At 37.9% G+C, this 26,112-nt stretch carries 9 protein-coding genes, 7 tRNA genes, 7 rRNA genes, 1 pseudogene and 1 other annotated feature; of the genes and pseudogenes, 23 read left to right on the forward strand and 1 reads right to left on the reverse strand.

The annotated features are described in order from the left end of the window. The 10 genes from KHQ81_15120 to KHQ81_15165 all read left to right on the forward strand — a co-directional run bounded on the left by KHQ81_15120 (position 1) and on the right by KHQ81_15165 (position 13,113). Positions 1–1,230 (forward strand): competence/damage-inducible protein A, encoded by a 1,230-nt coding sequence (locus KHQ81_15120; GenBank protein ID QVK18134.1) that lies wholly within the window; start codon positions 1–3, stop codon positions 1,228–1,230. Positions 1,231–1,319: 89 nt separating this feature from the next. Then, on the forward strand, positions 1,320–2,516 hold the full coding sequence (locus KHQ81_15125) for a phosphoglycerate kinase (protein QVK18135.1): 1,197 nt from the start codon (positions 1,320–1,322) through the stop codon (positions 2,514–2,516). Between the two features lie 121 nt (positions 2,517–2,637). After that, positions 2,638–4,350, forward strand: a complete 1,713-nt coding sequence (ptsP, locus tag KHQ81_15130) for a phosphoenolpyruvate--protein phosphotransferase (GenBank protein ID QVK18136.1) — start codon at positions 2,638–2,640, stop codon at positions 4,348–4,350. A gap of 68 nt (positions 4,351–4,418) precedes the next feature. After that, positions 4,419–4,620, forward strand: a binding site (T-box leader). A 47-nt stretch (positions 4,621–4,667) separates the two neighbouring features. Continuing rightward, positions 4,668–6,605 carry a methionine--tRNA ligase gene (metG, locus tag KHQ81_15135; protein QVK18137.1) on the forward strand — a complete coding sequence of 646 codons (1,938 nt, stop codon included), beginning with the start codon at positions 4,668–4,670 and terminating at the stop codon, positions 6,603–6,605. Positions 6,606–6,802: 197 nt separating this feature from the next. Beyond that, positions 6,803–7,240: a 50S ribosomal protein L13 gene (gene rplM / locus KHQ81_15140; protein QVK19664.1), complete on the forward strand. Its 438-nt coding sequence runs from the start codon at positions 6,803–6,805 to the stop codon at positions 7,238–7,240. Positions 7,241–7,258: 18 nt separating this feature from the next. Next, positions 7,259–7,651: a 30S ribosomal protein S9 gene (rpsI, locus tag KHQ81_15145; GenBank protein QVK18138.1), complete on the forward strand. Its 393-nt coding sequence runs from the start codon at positions 7,259–7,261 to the stop codon at positions 7,649–7,651. Positions 7,652–8,194: 543 nt separating this feature from the next. Further along, a 16S ribosomal RNA gene (locus tag KHQ81_15150) occupies positions 8,195–9,726 on the forward strand. Between the two features lie 235 nt (positions 9,727–9,961). Beyond that, a 23S ribosomal RNA gene (locus KHQ81_15155) occupies positions 9,962–12,852 on the forward strand. Positions 12,853–12,913: 61 nt separating this feature from the next. After that, positions 12,914–13,018, forward strand: a 5S ribosomal RNA gene (gene rrf, locus KHQ81_15160). Together the 16S, 23S and 5S rRNA genes with 1 tRNA gene alongside form the textbook arrangement of a ribosomal RNA operon. Before the next feature lie 19 nt (positions 13,019–13,037). Next, a tRNA-Val gene (locus tag KHQ81_15165) sits at positions 13,038–13,113 on the forward strand. A gap of 109 nt (positions 13,114–13,222) precedes the next feature. Here the strand turns inward: KHQ81_15165 and KHQ81_15170 are convergent. Next, positions 13,223–14,520, reverse strand: a pseudogene (locus KHQ81_15170) (ISL3 family transposase). A 216-nt stretch (positions 14,521–14,736) separates the two neighbouring features. Between KHQ81_15170 and KHQ81_15175 the strand changes: the two are divergent. The 13 genes from KHQ81_15175 (at position 14,737) to KHQ81_15235 (ending at position 26,098) form a co-directional block, all read left to right on the forward strand. Next, positions 14,737–14,821 (forward strand) — tRNA-Leu (locus KHQ81_15175). An 84-nt stretch (positions 14,822–14,905) separates the two neighbouring features. Then, positions 14,906–15,751 (forward strand): flap endonuclease, encoded by an 846-nt coding sequence (locus KHQ81_15180; protein QVK18139.1) that lies wholly within the window; start codon positions 14,906–14,908, stop codon positions 15,749–15,751. Positions 15,752–16,603: 852 nt separating this feature from the next. Beyond that, positions 16,604–18,135 (forward strand): 16S ribosomal RNA (locus KHQ81_15185). A gap of 105 nt (positions 18,136–18,240) precedes the next feature. Further along, a tRNA-Ile gene (locus KHQ81_15190) sits at positions 18,241–18,317 on the forward strand. 26 nt (positions 18,318–18,343) lie between these two features. After that, a tRNA-Ala gene (locus KHQ81_15195) sits at positions 18,344–18,419 on the forward strand. A 207-nt stretch (positions 18,420–18,626) separates the two neighbouring features. Further along, positions 18,627–21,516, forward strand: a 23S ribosomal RNA gene (locus KHQ81_15200). A gap of 87 nt (positions 21,517–21,603) precedes the next feature. Beyond that, positions 21,604–21,708 (forward strand): 5S ribosomal RNA (gene rrf / locus KHQ81_15205). Between the two features lie 19 nt (positions 21,709–21,727). Then, positions 21,728–21,803, forward strand: a tRNA-Val gene (locus tag KHQ81_15210). A gap of 9 nt (positions 21,804–21,812) precedes the next feature. Next, positions 21,813–21,888, forward strand: a tRNA-Lys gene (locus KHQ81_15215). An 11-nt stretch (positions 21,889–21,899) separates the two neighbouring features. Then, a tRNA-Leu gene (locus KHQ81_15220) sits at positions 21,900–21,984 on the forward strand. A gap of 125 nt (positions 21,985–22,109) precedes the next feature. Next, complete coding sequence (locus KHQ81_15225; protein QVK18140.1) at positions 22,110–23,012, forward strand: ABC transporter ATP-binding protein; 903 nt, start codon at positions 22,110–22,112, stop codon at positions 23,010–23,012. An 11-nt stretch (positions 23,013–23,023) separates the two neighbouring features. Then, complete coding sequence (locus KHQ81_15230) at positions 23,024–23,923, forward strand: ABC transporter permease (GenBank protein ID QVK18141.1); 900 nt, start codon at positions 23,024–23,026, stop codon at positions 23,921–23,923. A gap of 643 nt (positions 23,924–24,566) precedes the next feature. Further along, a 16S ribosomal RNA gene (locus tag KHQ81_15235) occupies positions 24,567–26,098 on the forward strand. Positions 26,099–26,112 lie beyond the last annotated feature (14 nt).

Raw genomic sequence — 26,112 nt, forward strand, 5'->3', positions numbered from 1 at the left:
ATGAAAGTAGCAATTTTAACGATTGGTGATGAAGTAGTTAGTGGTAAAATAGTAAATACGAATGCATCGTATTTGGCAAAAATTTTGGAAACGAATCAGTTAATTGTTTCTAGACACTTAGCGGTAAGAGATGAAACTGAAGAGATTTTAAATGGTTTATCTTATCTTTATCAAAATGCTAATGTTGTTATAACAACAGGCGGTTTAGGTCCAACAGTTGATGATTTAACAAAAGAAGTATGTGCCACCTATTTTCATGAAGAAATGGTGCTATATCCTCATGAATTAGATCATTTAAAAAGTATCTACGAAAAAATGAATCGAAAAATGCCAGATATTAATATTAAACAAGCTCACTTCATTAAAAATTCAACAGTGATAAGAAATAACAATGGTACAGCACCAGGAATGATTTATGAAAATAAAGAAAAAGTTATCATTAATTTACCCGGACCACCAAAAGAATTAGAACCTATGTTAATAGATGAAGTTATCCCATATTTAAAAAATAAAATCAATGGGGAAGTATTGAAGAAACAGTATCGTTTAATGCATATTGGTGAATCAAATGCTGAAACAATGATTAAACCCTTATATCAAAAATATCCAAATATTAAGATTGCTCCATATGCTTCTGTTGGAACAATTGATTATATGCTATCAGTTTCTAAAGAAGGCAATGAAGATAGTTTTAATCATTGTTGTCAATCTTTTGAAAGTTATTTAAAGGATTATATCATTGGAGATTGGTCAAATAGTCTTCAAGAAATAATTGTCAAAATACTAACAGAAAAATCACTTACTCTGGCAATCGCTGAAAGTTGTACAGGTGGGATGGTGACTTCATCAATTGTTGATGTTTCAGGAAGTTCTGCCGTCTTAAAAGAGGCGATGGTGACTTATAGTAATGTAGCAAAGGAAAAGAGATTGGGTGTTAAAAAAGAAACCTTGTTGCGTTGTGGGGCTGTTTCTTCAGAAACAGCGCGAGAAATGGCAATAGGTGTAAAAGAAACAAGTCACGCTGATATCGGACTTAGCGTCACAGGAATAGCGGGACCTACAGGTGGTACTAAAGAAAAACCAGTTGGATTAGTCTATACAGCGGTTCATTGGAACGGTCAAACGTATGTTTTTAAAAACAACTTTAATGGTGATCGTTATAAAGTTAGATTGCGTTCAACGATGGAAATATTATATTCATTGTATCAATTGTTAATAAAAACGCTTTAGTTGTGATTTTTTTCTCAATATAATTGAAATAGCAATCAACTAGATTTATAATAGGAATGGAAATGAAAAATGACAAGGAGGAATATAAAATGGCTAAAAAAACAGTGAGAGATGTTGAATTAAAAGGACGTAAGGTATTAGTTCGTGTTGATTTCAATGTACCGATGGATAAAAATACAGGTGATATAACTGATGATAATCGTATTGTTCAAGCATTACCTACCATTCAGTATATTATCGATCAAGGTGGGAAAGTAATTTTATTTTCACATTTAGGAAAAGTGAAAACAGAAGAGGATAAAGCAAAAAAATCTTTAGCACCTGTTGCGAAGAGATTAAGTGAAAAATTAAATAAAGAGGTGCAATTTATACCAGCTACACGTGGACCTATTTTGGAAAAAGCAATTGATGAACTACAAGATGGGAATGTACTATTATTTGAAAATACACGTTTTGAAGATATTGAAGGTAAAAAAGAATCAAAAAATGATCCTGAATTAGGAAAATATTGGGCTAGCTTAGGTGAAATATTTGTTAATGATGCATTTGGTACAGCACATCGTAATCATGCTTCTAATGTTGGAATTGCTTCTAATGTTGAATGTGTTTCAGGATTCTTAATGGAAAAAGAAATTAAATTTATCGGTGGTGCAGTAGATAATCCAGCGCATCCGTATGTTGCGATTCTTGGTGGAGCTAAAGTATCTGACAAAATCGCTGTTATTGAAAATTTATTAGATAAAGCTGATAAGGTTTTAGTTGGTGGCGGAATGATGTTTACCTTCTTAAAAGCTAAAGGATATAGTATTGGAAAATCTTTATGCGAAGATGATCGTATTGAATTTGCGAAATCATTATTAGAGAAAGCTGGTAATAAACTAGTTTTACCAATTGATACACTTGCTGCTAAGTCATTTAGTAATGATACAGAGTATAGAACATGTTCAGTAGAAGATGTAAAAGCTGATGAAATGGGCTTAGATATTGGACCTAAAACAGTTGAGTTATTCGCTAAGGAATTAGAAGGGGCTAAGACAGTTGTATGGAATGGTCCTATGGGTGTATTTGAAATGGAGAATTTCGCTAAGGGAACAATTGGTGTTTGTGAATCAATTGCTAATTTAGAAGATGCAACAACAATCATTGGTGGTGGCGATAGTGCTGCAGCAGCAATACAATTGGGGTATGCAGACCGCTTTACGCATATTTCAACTGGTGGAGGCGCATCACTTGAATATTTAGAAGGTAAAACCTTAACTGGTGTTGCTGCAATTAGTAATAAGTAAAAATACTAGGGAGAAATATTAGAAATTTCTCCCTTTTTTTTATGTAAGGGTTTTTATATATTCCTAAAGATAATAATTAGTGTTACAATAATATTATCGTGAATCATTTGGAGTGGTTATTATGATCATAAAAGGAACAAAAGTCTCAAATGGGTATGCAATTGGCAAAGTAAAAATCATTCACACGCAAGAAATATTAGTTAATCAAAAAAAAGTGGATGATGTAATCGTTGAATTCAACCGTGTTAAAAAAGCTGTGGAAAACGTTGTGGAAAAAATTGAAGCAGAGAAAATATTAGTAGAAGATCGTTTAAATATTAGTGAATTATATATTTTTGATGCGCACATTACAATGGCACAAGACCCTGAAGTTTTATCTATGATAAAATTAGAGATTGAAAAGAATCATGAATCTGCAGAATTTTCAGTTAATAAAGTATTTGATGAAGTAATTAAAACGTTTGAATCAATGGATAATGAATACTTTAGTCAAAGAGCTGAAGATGTTCTTGCGATTAAACGCAAAATATTATGTGAGTTATTAAAAATTGAAGAAATAAATATTGAACAAATAACAGATAAAGTTATTATTGCTTCCTATGATTTAACTCCATCACAAACTGCAAGACTTAATCCAGAAAATACTTTAGGATTTATCACAGAAACAGGTGGGTTAACCTCTCATAGTGCGATTATGGCTAAATCATTAGAAATTCCTGCTGTTTTAGGTGTTAGAGGAATATTAGATCATATAAAAGATGGAGACATTATTATTATTGATGGTGAAGAAGGATATGTTATCATCAATCCTACACCTAAAGAAATAAAATTGTATGAAAAAAAGAAACAATTAAATCAGATTTATAAAGAGAAATTGAACCTAACAAAATCATTACCAACGACAACTCTAGACGATAGAAAAGTTGAACTAGCAGCTAATATTGCTGATTTAAATGATTTTTCTAAAGCCCTTGAAGTTAATGCTGATGGAATCGGATTATTTAGAACTGAATTTATCTATATGGATAGACCTAATCTTCCTAGTGAAGAAGAACAGTTTTTAATATATAAAAAGGTCCTAGAAAAGATGAGGGATAAAAAAGTGGTGATAAGAACAGTCGATATTGGTGGGGATAAAACGTTAGATTATTTACGTTTACCGAAAGAAATGAATCCTTTTTTAGGATTAAGAGCGATTAGACTTTGTTTAAATCAACCAGAAATTTTTAAAAAACAGATTAGAGCATTACTAAGGGCATCTATTTATGGGAAATTGTGTATTATGTTTCCGATGATTTCAACTGTTCAAGAATTGATCGATGCGAAAGAAATTGTAAATCAAACTAAAACTGAGTTACAAAATGAAAATTGTGAGGTTTCTGACAATATTGAAATTGGTATGATGATTGAAACACCAGCTGCAGCAATCTTAAGTGAGAAATTTGCGAAACACATAGATTTTTTTTCCATAGGAACAAATGACTTAATACAATATACATTAGCTGCAGATAGAATGAATGAACAGGTATCTTATTTATACCAGCCATTAAATCCAGCGATATTAAAATTGATTAAGATGACAATAGATTCAGCCCATAAATATAATAAATGGGTGGGTATTTGTGGAGAAATGGCAAGTGAAAAATATGGAGCATTATTACTTGTTGGAATGGGTGCTGATGAATTATCTATGACTGCTTCTAACTTACTTTATATTAAAGATATTCTATTAGGATCTAACTATATAGATTTAAAACATATTACTAGTCGTTGTTTAATGTTTGAAACTGATGTTGAAGTAATTAACTATTTAAAAGAACAATGTGATTTATAAATTTCTAGTAAATATAAAAAAAATATTGACATATACTAAAATATAGTATAAATTATTAGATATATAATAGATAAACTGTGATGGAAAGAGTAAATAATTGATTTTTTCATAGAGAGCCTCGTTTGGTGGAAAGAGGTAAGAATAGATTATTGAAGATGGCTCCTGAGTTTGTTATCTGAATAGTTAAGATAACACGTTAATCGCGTTAAGATTTTGAGAGTGCCTTTTAAAGACAAATTAGGGTGGTACCGCGGTTATTTCGTCCCTAGCTATTTTATAGCTAGGGCTTTTTTTATATAAATTAAGGAGATGATAAAATGAAAAAACCTACCTATTATATTACAACACCAATTTATTATCCAAGTGGAAGATTTCATATTGGCCATACTTATACCACTGTAGCGGGAGACGCGATGGCAAGATATAAAAAAATAAGAGGATATGATGTATTTTATTTAACAGGTACTGATGAGCATGGTGAAAAAATACAAAAAAAAGCAGAAGCAAAAGGTGTTACACCATTAGAATATATTGACCCAATTATTAAAGAGGCTAAAGAAGTTTGGAAGAGTTTAGATATTTCATATGATGATTTTATTCGTACAACGGATGAACGTCATGAAAAAGCTGTTCAAAAGATATTTCAAAGATTTGTTGATCAAGGGGATATCTATAAGGGGTATTATGAAGGATTATATTGTACACCTTGTGAAGCATTTTTTACGCCAACACAATTAAAAGATAATAAATGTCCTGATTGTAATGGAGAAGTTCATTTAGTTAAAGAAGAAGCATACTTTTTCAAAATGAGTAAATACGCAGATAGATTATTAAAATATTATGAAGAGAATGTAGAGTTTATTGAACCTGAGTCCCGTAAAAATGAAATGATTAACAATTTTATTAAACCTGGTTTGGAAGATTTATGTGTTTCACGTACTTCTTTTGATTGGGGTGTTAAAGTTCCAAGTGATCCAAAACATGTTGTTTACGTATGGATTGATGCTTTATCTAATTATATTACAGCTCTCGGTTATACTTCTGAAAATGAAACCTTATTTAATAAGTACTGGCCAGCAGATGTACATTTAGTGGGGAAAGAAATTGTGCGGTTCCACACCATTTATTGGCCAATTATGTTAATGGCCCTTGGTTTATCACTACCTAAAAAAGTATTTGCTCATGGCTGGATATTAATGAAAGATGGAAGAATGTCAAAAACAAAAGGTAATGTCATTTATCCAAGTACCTTAATAAATCGATATGGTGTTGATTCTGTACGATATTTCTTATTACGTGAATTACCATTTGGTTCAGATGGTTTATTTACACCAGAAGCTTTTGTGGAAAGAATTAATTATGATTTAGCGAATGATTTAGGTAATTTATTAAATCGAACAATCTCCATGATTAATAAATATTTTAATGGTGAAATAAAAGATAATCCAAAACAATTATCTAATTTAGATAAGATTCTTGAGAATTTTATATCTGACAAGATTAATTTATATGAAAAAGAAATGGAAAAATTAAGATATTCTGTTGCATTACAAGAAGTATGGTCTATTATTTCTCGTGCTAATAAATATATTGATGAGACGACACCATGGATATTAGCTAAAGATGAGGAAAAACAAGATGAATTATATTCAGTATTGTATCATTTAGCTGAGACTCTAAGAATTGTAGCGATTTTAATCAGTCCAATTTTAACGAAAGCACCACTTAAGATATTAAATCAGTTAGGAATTACAGAAGAAAATTTATCAGAATATGATTCGATTAAGAAATTTGGTTATATTAATAATGTTCAAGTAATTAGTAAGCCAGAACCTATTTTTCCAAGACTAGACATTAAGGAAGAAGTTGAATATATTAAAAGTCACATGTTAGGGAATACTGAAAAAACAGTTGTACAAAAACCTAAAGTTGAAGAAATAACTATTGAAGATTTTACAAAGGTTGATTTACGTGTTGGAGAAATTATAGAATGTAAAAAACATCCAAAAGCAGATAGACTTCTTGTATCTAAAGTTGATTTAGGATATGAAACACGTCAAATTGTTTCTGGAATCGCTGGTCATTATCAACCGAAAGATTTACTTCATAAAAAAGTGATTGTGGTTTCTAATTTGAAGGCAATTAATTTAAGGGGAGAAAAATCAGAAGGGATGATTTTAGCTGCAAGTTATGACAAAGATTTAACAATAGCAACTATATTAAAGGACCTTCCAAATGGTTCTAAAGTAAAATAATAGTTTAAATATTGGTAAATTTCTAATTTATTTAAAATATGAAAAAAAATCATTGACATTCTAGTAAATATTTTATAATATATAGTTTGGTACATATCCTTTCCACTTTTTTTAAAGCCCCTTTAAAAAAGGGAATTATATTAAAAATATCAAAAAAATAAAAATAATGAAATTCTTTGTAGGAGGATACTGAAATGATGCGTTCAACATTTATGGCAAATGCTCAAAATATAGAACGTAAATGGTTCGTAGTTGATGCTGCTGGAAAAACTTTAGGACGTTTATCTACTGAAGTAGCAACATTATTACGTGGTAAACATAAGCCAACATTTACACCACATGTTGATTGTGGAGATTATGTTATTGTAATCAACGCAGATAAAATTGAATTAACTGGAAATAAATGGAATCAAAAATTATATGCTCATCACTCTGGACATCCAGGTGGTTTAAAAGTTAAAACTGCTAAAGTGATGAATGAGACTCAACCTGAAAAAATGTTAGAGATAGCGATTATTGGAATGTTACCTAAAGGACGTTTAGGAAGACAAATTGGTAAAAAATTATTCGTATATAGTGGAAACGAGCATCCACATGCTGCGCAAAAACCTGAAGTTTACGAACTTCAAGGGTAATAAAGGAGGAAGCAATATATGGAAAAAGTACAATATTTAGGAACGGGTAGACGTAAAAGTTCAGTTGCTCGTGTTCGTCTAGTTCCAGGTACAGGTAAAATCGTTATTAATGGTCGTGAGTTTGAAAATTATATTCCAAATCCAGCTACACGTTTAGATGTTTTACAACCATTAGCATTAACTGAAAATACAAGTAATTATGATGTATTTGTTAATGTTAACGGTGGAGGTATTACAGGGCAAGCTGGAGCTATCCGTTTAGGGATAACTCGTGCTTTATTAGAAGCAAATCCAGATTATCGTTTAACATTGAAAAAAGCAGGATTAGTTACACGTGATCCACGTGCTAAAGAACGTAAAAAATACGGTCTTAAAAAAGCGCGTCGTGCACCACAATTCTCAAAACGTTAATTTGTTTACAAGCAATATTCGAAAAGAATATTGCTTTTTTTTATATTTTTGAATGATTTCTGTATATTTAATCCATAATATGGATAATATGGAAATATGCAATCAAAATACATTTCTGTATTAAAATTCAATTTACAAAAAGTGTTGACAACCATCTATGTTAGTGGTAAAATCTATTTCGTTGTTTCGTAATGAAGTTAACCCTTTAGATGTGGTTGATGGAATTATAACATAGTGCTATATTCTTAATTACTCATCTTTAAACAATATTATTTCTAAAAAATGGTTGTTGACAAGATGTGATATAACTGATAGAATCTATCTACCCTTGTGAAACAAGAAAAATAAATGTAAAAAGTTGTTGACAATAAGGGCTACAAATGATAGAATCTAATAGTTGACAAAATAATTACGTACAAATAATACAACGTAATTGTGAGTAGATCTTTGAAAACTAAACAGAACGTTGAATAAACGAACAAGTTAAAACCTTTGAGTACAGAATCAAAAAACCAATGAAATTAATTATATTAATTAATAAATTATTTGGAGAGTTTGATCCTGGCTCAGGACGAACGCTGGCGGCATGCCTAATACATGCAAGTCGAACGAACACTTTTAGTGTTAGTGGCGAACGGGTGAGTAACACGTAAGTAACCAACCTATGAGACGAGGATAACTACTGGAAACGGTAGCTAATACTGGATAGGATATAGAATCAATGATTTTATATTTAAAGATGCCTTAAAGCATCACTGATAGATGGGCTTGCGGCGCATTAGCTAGTTGGTAGGGTAAAGGCCTACCAAGGCGACGATGCGTAGCCGACCTGAGAGGGTGAACGGCCACACTGGGACTGAGACACGGCCCAGACTCCTACGGGAGGCAGCAGTAGGGAATCTTCGGCAATGGACGAAAGTCTGACCGAGCAATGCCGCGTGAGTGAAGAAGGTCTTCGGATTGTAAAGCTCTGTTATTAGGGAAGAAAGAACTTAGCAGGAAATGGCTAAGAAGTGACGGTACCTAATGAGAAAGCCACGGCTAACTACGTGCCAGCAGCCGCGGTAATACGTAGGTGGCGAGCGTTGTCCGGAATTATTGGGCGTAAAGCGTGCGTAGGCGGTCTATTAAGTCTGATTTGAAAGCCCATGGCTTAACCATGGAGGGTGATTGGAAACTGGTAGACTTGAGTACAGGAGAGGAAGGTGGAATTCCACGTGTAGCGGTGAAATGCGTAGATATGTGGAGGAACACCGGTGGCGAAGGCGGCCTTCTGGCCTGTGTCTGACGCTGAGGCACGAAAGCGTGGGTAGCAAACAGGATTAGATACCCTGGTAGTCCACGCCGTAAACGATGAGTACTAAGTGTCGGGGGAGACCTCGGTGCTGAAGTTAACGCATTAAGTACTCCGCCTGGGAAGTACGGTCGCAAGACTGAAACTCAAAGGAATTGACGGGGACCCGCACAAGCGGTGGAGCATGTGGTTTAATTCGACGCAACGCGAAGAACCTTACCAGGCCTTGACATCCCAATGACCGGTATAGAGATATACCTTTCCTTTTGGACATTGGAGACAGGTGGTGCATGGTTGTCGTCAGCTCGTGTCGTGAGATGTTGGGTTAAGTCCCGCAACGAGCGCAACCCTTGTTGTTAGTTGCTAACATTAAGTTGAGGACTCTAACGAGACTGCCAGTGACAAACTGGAGGAAGGTGGGGATGACGTCAAATCATCATGCCCCTTATGGCCTGGGCTACACACGTGCTACAATGGTTAGAACAAAGAGAAGCGAAGCGGAGACGTGAAGCAAACCTCAAAAAACTAATCTCAGTTCAGATTGTAGTCTGCAACTCGACTACATGAAGTCGGAATCGCTAGTAATCGCGAATCAGCATGTCGCGGTGAATACGTTCCCGGGTCTTGTACACACCGCCCGTCACACCATGAGAGTTTGTAACACCCGAAGCCGGTGGCCTAACCTATTTATAGGAGGGAGCCGTCTAAGGTGGGACAGATGATTGGGGTGAAGTCGTAACAAGGTATCCCTACGGGAACGTGGGGATGGATCACCTCCTTTCTAAGGAGAAAGAATAAAAAGAAAAAGCACACAAAGGTTTAACTTGAATCAAAAGTTCTGTTTAGTTTTGAGAGATAATACTCTCAAGTTTTTATTTTTTTTTAGAAAAAAAAAGAAATTGATCTTTGAAAACTGGATAATGTAAGAAAGTAAACACAACAGCAGTGTTTGCGAAACAAAGCTTAAGCAAAGAACAAGCGCGTAACTAAATAAAGAAATTTATTTAGAATTATTAGGTTAAGTTAATAAGGGCGCACGGAGGATGCCTAGGCACTAGGAGCCGAAGAAGGACGCAACTAACGGCGAAACGCATCAGGGAGCTGTAAGTAAGCAGATCTGGTGATATCCGAATGGGGAAACCCTATAGGAGTAATATCCTATAACCGCTACCTGAAAAGATAGGGTAGCAGGAGGCATACCCAGGGAACTGAAACATCTAAGTACCTGGAGGAAAAGAAAGAAAAATCGATTTCCTAAGTAGCGGCGAGCGAAAGGGAAAGAGCCCAAACCATGGCAACATGGGGTAATAGGACCACAAAAACAGGATTAATGTAGTATAGACGAATGACGTGGGAAAGTCAACCAAAGAAGGTGAGAGTCCTGTAGTTGAAATACTAGATTAGACTAAGTGGGATCCTGAGTACGGCCGGACACGAGGAATCCGGTCGGAAATCGCGAGGACCATCTCGTAAGGCTAAATACTACCTAGTGACCGATAGTGAACCAGTACCGTGAGGGAAAGGTGAAAAGAACCCCGGGAGGGGAGTGAAATAGAACCTGAAACCGTGTGCCTACAAATAGTCAGAGCCCGTTAAAGGGTGATGGCGTGCCTTTTGTAGAATGAACCGGCGAGTTACGATATAGTGCAAGGTTAAGGGAAGAACCCGGAGCCGAAGCGAAAGCGAGTCTTAATAGGGCGAATAGTATTATGTCGTAGACCCGAAACCGAGTGAGCTAGCCATGTGCAGGGTGAAGGTTGGGTAAAACCAACTGGAGCCCGAACCGTAGTCTGTTGAAAAAGGCCCGGATGACATGTGGCTAGGGGTGAAATTCCAATCGAACTCGGATATAGCTGGTTCTCCCCGAAATAGCTTTAGGGCTAGCCTCGTTAAAGAGCTTACTGGAGGTAGAGCACTGAATATACGATGGCCTCACCTCGAGGTACTGAATGTAATCAAACTCCGAATGCCAGATAAGTATAAACGGGAGTCAGACTGTGGGTGATAAGGTCCATGGTCAAAAGGGAAACAGCCCAGACCGCCAGTTAAGGTCCCAAAATAAACGTTAAGTGGAAAAGGATGTGGAGACACATAGACAACTAGGATGTTGGCTTAGAAGCAGCCACCATTCAAAGAGTGCGTAATAGCTCACTAGTCGAGTGACTCTGCGCCGAAAATGTACCGGGGCTAAACGTTTTACCGAAACTGCGGATCCAATGGGATGGTAGGGGAGCGTTCTAACAACGGAGAAGCTAGATCGTGAGGACTAGTGGAGATGTTAGAAGTGAGAATGCCGGTGTAAGTAGCGAGAAGATAGGTGAGAATCCTATCCGTCGAAAGCCTAAGGTTTCCAGAGGAAGGCTCGTCCGCTCTGGGTAAGTCGGGACCTAAGGTGAGGCCGAAAGGCGTAGCCGATGGACAACTGGTAGAGATTCCAGTACCACCATAATAACTGATGGAGTGACGGAGAAGGCTAAGGTGAGCCCACGGATGGAAGAGTGGGTCTAAACAGTAAGACAGTATAGAAGGCAAATCCGCTATACGCTAATGTCAAGCTGTGAAAGATAGCAGAATGATGTGAAGCACCTGATGTCAAGCTTCCGAGAAAAACTTCTAGGGTTAATTATTATGGTGCCCGTACCGTAAACCGACACAGGTAGGCGAGGAGAGAATCCTAAGACGCGCGAGAGAACCATCGTTAAGGAACTCGGCAAAATGACCCCGTAACTTAGGGAGAAGGGGTGCTTGTGTAAAAGCAAGCCGCAGTGAAAAGGCCCAAGCGACTGTTTAACAAAAACATAGGTCTCTGCTAAACCGAAAGGTGAAGTATAGGGGCTGACGCCTGCCCGGTGCTGGAAGGTTAAGGGGAAATGTTAGGAAACGAAGCATCGAACTGAAGCCCCAGTAAACGGCGGCCGTAACTATAACGGTCCTAAGGTAGCGAAATTCCTTGTCAGGTAAGTTCTGACCCGCACGAAAGGCGTAACGATTTGGGCACTGTCTCAACGGTGGACTCGGTGAAATCATAGTACCTGTGAAGATGCAGGTTACCCGCGACAGGACGGAAAGACCCCGTGGAGCTTTACTGTAACTTGATATTGAGTTTCGGTGTAACATGTACAGGATAGGTAGGAGACTGTGAATCCAGGACGCTAGTCTTGGAGGAGTCGACGTTGGGATACTACCCTTGTTGCACTGAAATTCTAACCTACATCCATAATCGGGATGGGGGACAGTGTCAGGCTGGCAGTTTGACTGGGGCGGTCGCCTCCTAAAGAGTAACGGAGGCGCCCAAAGGTTCCCTCAGAATGGTTGGAAATCATTTGAAGAGTGCAAAGGCATAAGGGAGCTTGACTGTGAGACATACAGGTCGAACAGGGACGAAAGTCGGGCTTAGTGATCCGGCGGTGCCGAATGGAAGGGCCGTCGCTCAACGGATAAAAGCTACCCCGGGGATAACAGGCTGATCACATCCAAGAGTTCACATCGACGATGTGGTTTGGCACCTCGATGTCGGCTCATCGCATCCTGGGGCTGAAGTCGGTCCCAAGGGTTGGGCTGTTCGCCCATTAAAGCGGTACGCGAGCTGGGTTCAGAACGTCGTGAGACAGTTCGGTCCCTATCCGTCGTGGGCGTAGGAAATTTGAGAGGAGCTGTCCTTAGTACGAGAGGACCGGGATGGACATACCGATGGTGTACCAGTTGTTCCGCCAGGAGCATAGCTGGGTAGCTAAGTATGGAAGGGATAAACGCTGAAAGCATCTAAGCGTGAAGCCCCCCTCAAGATGAGATTTCCCATTCTTTTAAGAAGTAAGAACCCTTGAAGACTACAAGGTTGATAGGTCAGAAGTGTAAGTGTGGTAACACATGTAGCTGACTGATACTAATAGTTCGAGGACTTAACCTAAAATATATAATTACTTACATTATCTAGTTTTGAGAGATCAATCTCAAAGAAAAAAACATAGTCTAGTGGTAATAGCATAGAGGAAACACCTGTTCCCATCCCGAACACAGAAGTTAAGCTCTATAGCGCCGATGATAGTTCACGCGAAAGTAGGTCGCTGCTAGGCTATTCTTTTTTTTCATATTGGAGGTTTAGCTCAGTTGGGAGAGCATCTGCCTTACAAGCAGAGGGTCGGCGGTTCGAGCCCGTCAATCTCCACCATTTAAAAAGTATCCATCGTAATGATGGTTTTTTTTATTTCTAATGGCTCTTTGTCAAGTAGTGTGGGTAGAGAATATCCAATAAACTGACATTAAATCAATTACGAGGATTAAGCTGAATGACTTAGTCCTCTTTTCATTGTTCCCATTCCATGAGAAATGAGAATTCGTAGTTTAAAATGATGATAGCTTCTATAACCAAAAGCTATATGCTTGATAACATTAATTTTATTATTTATACCTTCAATTACACCATTTGTATAATTAGTAGACATTAGATTTAGAATATAGGATTTATTCTTACGAATAGATTTAACTGATGTTTTCATATAAGCTGATATGTTTGGGTATTCTTGTTCAATTTGATCAAGAGTAGTTGTAAAGAGTTCTGGATTTTTGTTTTTAATACTATGTAAAAGGTCCTGATATAGTTCATATGTATCTCTAAGTTCATTACTTTGATCTAGTAAATAATTTACAATATCTTCTTCACACATCATTTGTTTAAAACAATAAACTTTTCTATAATTTTTGATGTCTAATTTAGCCCGATCTTTCAATATAAGCTTCCAATAACGTTTAAACTTATTGTAGTTCTTTTTATCTTGATTCATAATTCTAACTCTAGTTTTATTTAATGAGCGAGAGATTAATTGAATAATATGGAATTTATCCATAACTATTTTAGCGTTAGGAAAGAGCATCTTTATAAGTTGAATGTAGGGCTTGTACATGTCGATAACGATTAATTTTACACTTCTCCTTGCTTTTTTAGTGTATCGTTGGAAATATTTGATTAATGAATTTAAGCGTCTATGTTCAACGATATCAATTATGCTTCCATTATGAGCATCACAAAAAGAAAAGACATAGCCCCTACTGATGATTTAACTGATTTAAATTCATCAAAACAAAGTTGTTCAGGTAAATAATTATAATTAGGCTTATGCACTTCATAGAAACTGTTTATAACACGATTTACAGTGGAATGTGATACATTATGTTCTTTGGCTAAATCACATTCAGAAATCTTATTAGAAGCTGCAAGAGCAACAGCTACTTTAGTATTATTAGATATATAACAATGCTGATTAACAATAGATGTCTTGAGAGTAAAGGTACTATTACAATGATGACATTTATAACGTTGTTTTTTAAGTTTTAAATAAGCATTCATATTAGATACTTTAGGTAAAGTTATTGTAGATGTCTTAAAGCCATGCTTTTCAAACTGGTTATCAAATACACAACCACATGAATAACAATATTGAGGCTGATATGTGAGAGTTCCATAATAGATTTGTGATCTAACACCCTTAATAATTTCTTCTGAGTAAAAGTTTTCATTAAAAGAAATATTTTCATCTTTTAAATTTAGTACTTTTACGATACAATTGTATTGAGACATATTTCCAATCCTTTCATTAGTGATTTCGTCGTTATTAATTGTATCAGGATATTGGAAATCTGTCTCATTTTTTTATGCAAATTAAATGGTGTGAGTTTATTACCCACACCAAATATTATAGAACCTTTCTAATGAGATATTAAAAAATTTTGGATAAAAATATTTGCAAAAAAAATAAGTTATGGTATGATGAATACGGTTACCATTTTTATAAATGCGGGTGTGGCGGAATTGGCAGACGCACTAGACTTAGGATCTAGCGTCTTTGTACGTAAGGGTTCGAGTCCCTTCACCCGCACCAGATTTAGTATACCAAGGTGCTATCTATTATAGGTAGTCCCTTTTTTTGTTTATGTGTGTTATAATCTTCATAGGATGTGATGATATGAAAACCTTGCTGGTTGTAGATGGACATCATTTACTTTTTAAAATGTTTTACGGTATGCCGTCGAGAATAATTGGAAAAAACGGAAAATCTGTACACGCAATTATTGGATTTACGGGGGCTTTGTTAAAAGTTATAAATATGACAAGACCTACTGAAATTGTAGTTGTTTTTGATAGTGAAAACGGTAGTGATAGGAATCAACTAAACCCTGAATACAAAGGTAATAGAGTAGACTATACAGATGTTCCTACTGATGATAATCCATTTTCTCAGTTGAATGATATTTATATAGTTTTGGATTATCTACGTATTAAGCACTTTGAATCGTTTAATGGTAATGAAGCGGATGATCACATTACAAGCTATGTCAATTCATATAAGAATACGCATAAAGTTTACATATTATCTGGAGATACCGATTTTATGCAACTTGTTGATGAAAATGTAAATTTATTTGTGTATAGAGGGAAAAAATCTATCGTTTATAATCGAGAAATGGTATATGAAAAGTTTGGTATTTATCCGAACTATTTTGCTGATTATAAATGTTTAGTTGGAGATAAATCTGATAATATAAAAGGTGTTCCAACAGTGGGACCAAAAACAGCTACATCACTTATAGACACATATGGAGGTATATTGAATATTATTAAGAGTATAGAACTAGTGAGGAAAACTACACTAAAGATGAAACTAAAAGAATACACAGATATGTTAATCCAAAATTATCAGTTAATTAAATTAGACAGAAAAATTGATAATCCATATGAAGGTGAATCTCTTTTATGGTCATCTAAAGATATGAAGACATTGGACATACTAAGAAGTCTAGACTATATGTAGGTATATATGATTTCAAATACTTCAACTCAATCATCTGTACTATAAGAGTATATAGTAATTGTTATATATACAAAATAAGTCATATTTAGTATAGAGGTGCTATCTATAAGGTAGTGCTTTTTGAATAGATTATGATAAAATTATAGAATAACTATTATACAAATAGAGTTTTATTGCAATTTTTCTACTTTGATTAAAACATATCTATTTCTTTATTGGAAAAAACAAGTGGTTGACTAAGTAATAAAACAGTGGTAGAATCTTAAATCCTGATGTTAAAACAACAAAGAAAATAAATGAGTAAAGATGTTGACAGGATGGGATATAAATGATACAATCTATCTCGCTGTTTTAAAAATTTAGATCAATGAAATTGGAAAAAACAAGTGGTTGACTAAGTAATAAAACAGTGATAGAATCTTAAATCCTGATACTGAAACAACAAAGAAAATAAATGAGTAAAGTTGTTGACAGGATAGGATATAAGTGATACAATCTATCTTCCTGTTTCAAAAATTTAGATTAACGAAGTTGGAAAAAACAAGTAGTTGACTAAATAATAAAACAGTGATAGAATCTTAAATCCCGATGTTAAAACAACATAAAAAATAAATGAATAAAGTTGTTGACAATGAGGGAAACAAGTGATAAAATCTTATATTGTCGTCGGTAAAACGACAAAATAAAATTAAACAAAAAAGTTGACAAAATTGCGCATAAGTGATATGATAATATGGCGTAATTGTGAGTAGATCTTTGAAAACTAAACAGAACGTTGAATAAACGAACAAGTTAAAACCTTTGAGTACAGAATCAAAAAGCCAATGAAATTAATTATATTAATTAATAAATTATTTGGAGAGTTTGATCCTGGCTCAGGACGAACGCTGGCGGCATGCCTAATACATGCAAGTCGAACGAACACTTTTAGTGTTAGTGGCGAACGGGTGAGTAACACGTAAGTAACCAACCTATGAGACGAGGATAACTACTGGAAACGGTAGCTAATACTGGATAGGATATAGAATCAATGATTTTATATTTAAAGATGCCTTAAAGCATCACTGATAGATGGGCTTGCGGCGCATTAGCTAGTTGGTAGGGTAAAGGCCTACCAAGGCGACGATGCGTAGCCGACCTGAGAGGGTGAACGGCCACACTGGGACTGAGACACGGCCCAGACTCCTACGGGAGGCAGCAGTAGGGAATCTTCGGCAATGGACGAAAGTCTGACCGAGCAATGCCGCGTGAGTGAAGAAGGTCTTCGGATTGTAAAGCTCTGTTATTAGGGAAGAAAGAACTTAGCAGGAAATGGCTAAGAAGTGACGGTACCTAATGAGAAAGCCACGGCTAACTACGTGCCAGCAGCCGCGGTAATACGTAGGTGGCGAGCGTTGTCCGGAATTATTGGGCGTAAAGCGTGCGTAGGCGGTCTATTAAGTCTGATTTGAAAGCCCATGGCTTAACCATGGAGGGTGATTGGAAACTGGTAGACTTGAGTACAGGAGAGGAAGGTGGAATTCCACGTGTAGCGGTGAAATGCGTAGATATGTGGAGGAACACCGGTGGCGAAGGCGGCCTTCTGGCCTGTGTCTGACGCTGAGGCACGAAAGCGTGGGTAGCAAACAGGATTAGATACCCTGGTAGTCCACGCCGTAAACGATGAGTACTAAGTGTCGGGGGAGACCTCGGTGCTGAAGTTAACGCATTAAGTACTCCGCCTGGGAAGTACGGTCGCAAGACTGAAACTCAAAGGAATTGACGGGGACCCGCACAAGCGGTGGAGCATGTGGTTTAATTCGACGCAACGCGAAGAACCTTACCAGGCCTTGACATCCCAATGACCGGTATAGAGATATACCTTTCCTTTTGGACATTGGAGACAGGTGGTGCATGGTTGTCGTCAGCTCGTGTCGTGAGATGTTGGGTTAAGTCCCGCAACGAGCGCAACCCTTGTTGTTAGTTGCTAACATTAAGTTGAGGACTCTAACGAGACTGCCAGTGACAAACTGGAGGAAGGTGGGGATGACGTCAAATCATCATGCCCCTTATGGCCTGGGCTACACACGTGCTACAATGGTTAGAACAAAGAGAAGCGAAGCGGAGACGTGAAGCAAACCTCAAAAAACTAATCTCAGTTCAGATTGTAGTCTGCAACTCGACTACATGAAGTCGGAATCGCTAGTAATCGCGAATCAGCATGTCGCGGTGAATACGTTCCCGGGTCTTGTACACACCGCCCGTCACACCATGAGAGTTTGTAACACCCGAAGCCGGTGGCCTAACCTATTTATAGGAGGGAGCCGTCTAAGGTGGGACAGATGATTGGGGTGAAGTCGTAACAAGGTATCCCTACGGGAACGTGGGGATGGATCACCTCCTTTCTAAGGAGAAAGAATAAAAAGAAAAAGCACACAAAGGTTTAACTTGAATCAAAAGTTCTGTTTAGTTTTGAGAGATGAAACTCTCAAAAGAAGCCCTAATAGGATGGGCCTGTAGCTCAGATGGTTAGAGCGCACGCCTGATAAGCGTGAGGTCGATAGTTCGATTCTATTCAGGCCCACCATAAAAAAGCGTGTAGATAAAAAAAGTGGGGCCTTAGCTTAGCTGGGAGAGCGCCTGCCTTGCACGCAGGAGGTCAGGGGTTCGAATCCCCTAGGCTCCACCAAAGACTTTTTATTTCCTATAATCCTATATGGAAAAATTTATTGGTTGACAATGAATTAGGAAATGATATAATCAATAAGCTAAAAAGAAATTGATCTTTGAAAACTGGATAATGTAAGAAAGTAAACACAACAGCAGTGTTTGCGAAACAAAGCTTAAGCAAAGAACAAGCGCGTAACTAAATAAAGAAATTTATTTAGAATTATTAGGTTAAGTTAATAAGGGCGCACGGAGGATGCCTAGGCACTAGGAGCCGAAGAAGGACGCAACTAACGGCGAAACGCATCAGGGAGCTGTAAGTAAGCAGATCTGGTGATATCCGAATGGGGAAACCCTATAGGAGTAATATCCTATAACCGCTACCTGAAAAGATAGGGTAGCAGGAGGCATACCCAGGGAACTGAAACATCTAAGTACCTGGAGGAAAAGAAAGAAAAATCGATTTCCTAAGTAGCGGCGAGCGAAAGGGAAAGAGCCCAAACCATGGCAACATGGGGTAATAGGACCACAAAAACAGGATTAATGTAGTATAGACGAATGACGTGGGAAAGTCAACCAAAGAAGGTGAGAGTCCTGTAGTTGAAATACTAGATTAGACTAAGTGGGATCCTGAGTACGGCCGGACACGAGGAATCCGGTCGGAAATCGCGAGGACCATCTCGTAAGGCTAAATACTACCTAGTGACCGATAGTGAACCAGTACCGTGAGGGAAAGGTGAAAAGAACCCCGGGAGGGGAGTGAAATAGAACCTGAAACCGTGTGCCTACAAATAGTCAGAGCCCGTTAAAGGGTGATGGCGTGCCTTTTGTAGAATGAACCGGCGAGTTACGATATAGTGCAAGGTTAAGGGAAGAACCCGGAGCCGAAGCGAAAGCGAGTCTTAATAGGGCGAATAGTATTATGTCGTAGACCCGAAACCGAGTGAGCTAGCCATGTGCAGGGTGAAGGTTGGGTAAAACCAACTGGAGCCCGAACCGTAGTCTGTTGAAAAAGGCCCGGATGACATGTGGCTAGGGGTGAAATTCCAATCGAACTCGGATATAGCTGGTTCTCCCCGAAATAGCTTTAGGGCTAGCCTCGTTAAAGAGCTTACTGGAGGTAGAGCACTGAATATACGATGGCCTCACCTCGAGGTACTGAATGTAATCAAACTCCGAATGCCAGATAAGTATAAACGGGAGTCAGACTGTGGGTGATAAGGTCCATGGTCAAAAGGGAAACAGCCCAGACCGCCAGTTAAGGTCCCAAAATAAACGTTAAGTGGAAAAGGATGTGGAGACACATAGACAACTAGGATGTTGGCTTAGAAGCAGCCACCATTCAAAGAGTGCGTAATAGCTCACTAGTCGAGTGACTCTGCGCCGAAAATGTACCGGGGCTAAACGTTTTACCGAAACTGCGGATCCAATGGGATGGTAGGGGAGCGTTCTAACAACGGAGAAGCTAGATCGTGAGGACTAGTGGAGATGTTAGAAGTGAGAATGCCGGTGTAAGTAGCGAGAAGATAGGTGAGAATCCTATCCGTCGAAAGCCTAAGGTTTCCAGAGGAAGGCTCGTCCGCTCTGGGTAAGTCGGGACCTAAGGTGAGGCCGAAAGGCGTAGCCGATGGACAACTGGTAGAGATTCCAGTACCACCATAATAACTGATGGAGTGACGGAGAAGGCTAAGGTGAGCCCACGGATGGAAGAGTGGGTCTAAACAGTAAGACAGTATAGAAGGCAAATCCGCTATACGCTAATGTCAAGCTGTGAAAGATAGCAGAATGATGTGAAGCACCTGATGTCAAGCTTCCGAGAAAAACTTCTAGGGTTAATTATTATGGTGCCCGTACCGTAAACCGACACAGGTAGGCGAGGAGAGAATCCTAAGACGCGCGAGAGAACCATCGTTAAGGAACTCGGCAAAATGACCCCGTAACTTAGGGAGAAGGGGTGCTTGTGTAAAAGCAAGCCGCAGTGAAAAGGCCCAAGCGACTGTTTAACAAAAACATAGGTCTCTGCTAAACCGAAAGGTGAAGTATAGGGGCTGACGCCTGCCCGGTGCTGGAAGGTTAAGGGGAAATGTTAGGAAACGAAGCATCGAACTGAAGCCCCAGTAAACGGCGGCCGTAACTATAACGGTCCTAAGGTAGCGAAATTCCTTGTCAGGTAAGTTCTGACCCGCACGAAAGGCGTAACGATTTGGGCACTGTCTCAACGGTGGACTCGGTGAAATCATAGTACCTGTGAAGATGCAGGTTACCCGCGACAGGACGGAAAGACCCCGTGGAGCTTTACTGTAACTTGATATTGAGTTTCGGTGTAACATGTACAGGATAGGTAGGAGACTGTGAATCCAGGACGCTAGTCTTGGAGGAGTCGACGTTGGGATACTACCCTTGTTGCACTGAAATTCTAACCTACATCCATAATCGGGATGGGGGACAGTGTCAGGCTGGCAGTTTGACTGGGGCGGTCGCCTCCTAAAGAGTAACGGAGGCGCCCAAAGGTTCCCTCAGAATGGTTGGAAATCATTTGAAGAGTGCAAAGGCATAAGGGAGCTTGACTGTGAGACATACAGGTCGAACAGGGACGAAAGTCGGGCTTAGTGATCCGGCGGTGCCGAATGGAAGGGCCGTCGCTCAACGGATAAAAGCTACCCCGGGGATAACAGGCTGATCACATCCAAGAGTTCACATCGACGATGTGGTTTGGCACCTCGATGTCGGCTCATCGCATCCTGGGGCTGAAGTCGGTCCCAAGGGTTGGGCTGTTCGCCCATTAAAGCGGTACGCGAGCTGGGTTCAGAACGTCGTGAGACAGTTCGGTCCCTATCCGTCGTGGGCGTAGGAAATTTGAGAGGAGCTGTCCTTAGTACGAGAGGACCGGGATGGACATACCGATGGTGTACCAGTTGTTCCGCCAGGAGCATAGCTGGGTAGCTAAGTATGGAAGGGATAAACGCTGAAAGCATCTAAGCGTGAAGCCCCCTCAAGATGAGATTTCCCATTCTTTTAAGAAGTAAGAACCCTTGAAGACTACAAGGTTGATAGGTCAGAAGTGTAAGTGTGGTAACACATGTAGCTGACTGATACTAATAGTTCGAGGACTTAACCTAAATAAATACGAATATTATCATACAAGTATGATATAATTACTTACATTATCTAGTTTTGAGAGATCAATCTCAAAGAAAAAAACATAGTCTAGTGGTAATAGCATAGAGGAAACACCTGTTCCCATCCCGAACACAGAAGTTAAGCTCTATAGCGCTGATGATAGTTCACGCGAAAGTAGGTCGCTGCTAGGCTATTCTTTTTTTTCATATTGGAGGTTTAGCTCAGTTGGGAGAGCATCTGCCTTACAAGCAGAGGGTCGGCGGTTCGAGCCCGTCAATCTCCACCATTTATTTGTGTCCTGCTAGCTCAGTCGGTAGAGCATTTGACTTTTAATCAAAGGGTCAGAGGTTCGAATCCTCTGCAGGACACCATTTTTATAAATGCGGGTGTGGCGGAATTGGCAGACGCACTAGACTTAGGATCTAGCGTCTTTGTACGTAAGGGTTCGAGTCCCTTCACCCGCACCATTTTTTATATATAATTTAACAATAAAAGAATCATTAATTTTGGTTCTTTTTTTATTACAATATTTGACATCTATGTTGATATAAGGTAATATTTTTATATCAATTGTTAGAAATTAGGTGAAAAAATGGAGAACATCATTGAAATTAAAAATTTAATAAAAAACTACGGGGATATTGTTGCAGTTAATGATATCACTTTTAATGTTAAGAAGGGTTCTTTTTTCGCATTTCTTGGTCCTAATGGTGCAGGAAAGTCAACGACTATAAAAATGATTTGTACAACACTTGAAAAAACTTCAGGATCAATTAAAGTCGGTGATTATAAAGTAGGAAAAGAAAATGATGAAATAAGAGATATGATTGGGGTTGTTTATCAAGAATCAATTCTTGATGATTTGTTAACAGTAAGAGAAAATTTACAAATTAGATCAACCTTTTATAATCTATCCAAAAAAGAATTTAATGATAGATTAAGTGAAATATCAGATATTGTTGGAATCACAGATTTTTTAGATCGACAATACGGTAAACTATCAGGTGGACAGAAAAGACGTGCAGATATTGCTAGGGCATTAATTAATAAACCTAAATTACTTTTTATGGATGAACCGACCACTGGATTAGATCCACAAACAAGAATTAAAGTGTGGGAAACGATTGCTCAACTCCAAAAAGAGACAAATATGACTATTTTTTTAACAACCCATTACATGGAAGAGGCTGTTTCAGCTGATGAAGTTGTTATAATTGATAATGGAGTTATTGTTGCCCATAATACCCCAGATCAATTACGATTAAAATATAGTTATGATAGATTACGTATTATTCCAAAAAATATGGATCAATTAGTAAAAAGTATAGAGCGCGAGCATAAGGTTAAAAATGATGTGATTGAAATTCGAGTTAAAGATAGTATGGATGCCTTAGGTATTCTTAAAAATCATGAAAATGATATCATTAGTTTTGAAGTGATAAGAGGTAATATGGATGATGTATTTATCAATATTACAGGTAGAGAGATAAGATAAGGGGTGATAGGATGAATGTTATATTCGCTTTAGTAAAAAGAAATTTAAAAGTTTTTTTGAGAAATAGAACAGCTGTTTTTTTCTCATTCCTTTCAATTATAATTATTATCGGATTATATGCTTTATTTTTAGGCGAGGTACAAGTAGATAACATAAAAAATTTAATGAATCCACCTGCAGGTATAACTATAATTGATAAAGATATAGCCTGGTTAGTCAATTCTTGGATTATGGCTGGGTTAATAAGTGTTAATACAGTAACAACTACATTAGGTACCTATGGAATTATTGTTACTGATATAGAGTACAAGAAAAATAATGATTTCCTTTCGTCTCCAATTAAACGTTATCAAATTGTTTTAGGATATATTATTTCATCATGGATATTGACATTTGTGCTTTCTGTTCTTGGATTTTTTATGGTTGAGTTTTATATTGTAATGCAAGGTGGAGAAATGCTTTCTTTTATTGAGATAATTCAAACGTTATTAATCATAACTTTATCTGTTATATCATTTTCTGCGATATTGTTTTATATTACTTCTTTTATTAAAACTTCTAATGCATTTGGAACATTCAGTTCTATTGTAGGAACTTTAATTGGATTTTTAGCTGGAATTTATGTACCACCAGGAGCTTTACCAAATTTCGCGAAAACGATTATTTCACTTTTTCCAGTTAGTTATAGTGCTAGTATGTTAAGGAGAATATTTACTGACAAACCAATAAATAATGTGTTTGGACAAGCAAACAGTATAGCTACAAACAAATATCAAGAAGCTTGGGGTATTAAATTATTTATTGGTGATACTGAACTAGGTTGGATGTTTATGATTATTTCATTAATTATAATTGGATTTGTATTTTATGGATTATCAGTTATAAGAATAACACGAAATAAATTATCATAATATATTAAGAGATAGGTTAAAATATAAACCTATCTTTTATTTTTAATTGTTTATCTAGACGTATATAATTATCAAAATTATAAAAACTAAATAATATGAAATAGTGTATAATTTTTAATTTGCATTCTATTTTACTATTTTATCCATTATAAATGGAAAAAATAAGTGGTTGATTTAGTAGTAGATTAGTGATAAAATCTTAATTCCTGATGCTTGATACAAACAAAAAAAACTTCTAAATATTAGCAGTTGACAAAAGGTAATACAGATGTTAAAATCGTATTCGCCTTTAAATCAAATAATTAAAAATTGTTTGTAAAAGGATGTTGACATTTCGAATTGAAAATGATAAAATCTATTTCTGTCGTCAGGTTTCGACAAAACAAATTTTCTGAAAATCTTTATTGACAATGAGGTCAATTAATGATAAAATTTGTATTTGTTAAACAGTTTAATTTTCATTTTAAATGAAATAAAATTAAACAAAAAAGTTGACAAAATTGCGCATAAGTGATATGATAATATGGCGTAATTGTGAGTAGATCTTTGAAAACTAAACAGAACGTTGAATAAACGAACAAGTTAAAACCTTTGAGTACAGAATCAAAAAAACCAATGAAATTAATTATATTAATTAATAAATTATTTGGAGAGTTTGATCCTGGCTCAGGACGAACGCTGGCGGCATGCCTAATACATGCAAGTCGAACGAACACTTTTAGTGTTAGTGGCGAACGGGTGAGTAACACGTAAGTAACCAACCTATGAGACGAGGATAACTACTGGAAACGGTAGCTAATACTGGATAGGATATAGAATCAATGATTTTATATTTAAAGATGCCTTAAAGCATCACTGATAGATGGGCTTGCGGCGCATTAGCTAGTTGGTAGGGTAAAGGCCTACCAAGGCGACGATGCGTAGCCGACCTGAGAGGGTGAACGGCCACACTGGGACTGAGACACGGCCCAGACTCCTACGGGAGGCAGCAGTAGGGAATCTTCGGCAATGGACGAAAGTCTGACCGAGCAATGCCGCGTGAGTGAAGAAGGTCTTCGGATTGTAAAGCTCTGTTATTAGGGAAGAAAGAACTTAGCAGGAAATGGCTAAGAAGTGACGGTACCTAATGAGAAAGCCACGGCTAACTACGTGCCAGCAGCCGCGGTAATACGTAGGTGGCGAGCGTTGTCCGGAATTATTGGGCGTAAAGCGTGCGTAGGCGGTCTATTAAGTCTGATTTGAAAGCCCATGGCTTAACCATGGAGGGTGATTGGAAACTGGTAGACTTGAGTACAGGAGAGGAAGGTGGAATTCCACGTGTAGCGGTGAAATGCGTAGATATGTGGAGGAACACCGGTGGCGAAGGCGGCCTTCTGGCCTGTGTCTGACGCTGAGGCACGAAAGCGTGGGTAGCAAACAGGATTAGATACCCTGGTAGTCCACGCCGTAAACGATGAGTACTAAGTGTCGGGGGAGACCTCGGTGCTGAAGTTAACGCATTAAGTACTCCGCCTGGGAAGTACGGTCGCAAGACTGAAACTCAAAGGAATTGACGGGGACCCGCACAAGCGGTGGAGCATGTGGTTTAATTCGACGCAACGCGAAGAACCTTACCAGGCCTTGACATCCCAATGACCGGTATAGAGATATACCTTTCCTTTTGGACATTGGAGACAGGTGGTGCATGGTTGTCGTCAGCTCGTGTCGTGAGATGTTGGGTTAAGTCCCGCAACGAGCGCAACCCTTGTTGTTAGTTGCTAACATTAAGTTGAGGACTCTAACGAGACTGCCAGTGACAAACTGGAGGAAGGTGGGGATGACGTCAAATCATCATGCCCCTTATGGCCTGGGCTACACACGTGCTACAATGGTTAGAACAAAGAGAAGCGAAGCGGAGACGTGAAGCAAACCTCAAAAAACTAATCTCAGTTCAGATTGTAGTCTGCAACTCGACTACATGAAGTCGGAATCGCTAGTAATCGCGAATCAGCATGTCGCGGTGAATACGTTCCCGGGTCTTGTACACACCGCCCGTCACACCATGAGAGTTTGTAACACCCGAAGCCGGTGGCCTAACCTATTTATAGGAGGGAGCCGTCTAAGGTGGGACAGATGATTGGGGTGAAGTCGTAACAAGGTATCCCTACGGGAACGTGGGGATGGATCACCTCCTTTCTAAGGAGAAAGAA

The organism is Mycoplasmatota bacterium (genome assembly GCA_018394295.1).
In the GTDB taxonomy this organism is placed as follows: Bacteria; Bacillota_I; Bacilli_A; order Haloplasmatales; family Haloplasmataceae; genus JAENYC01.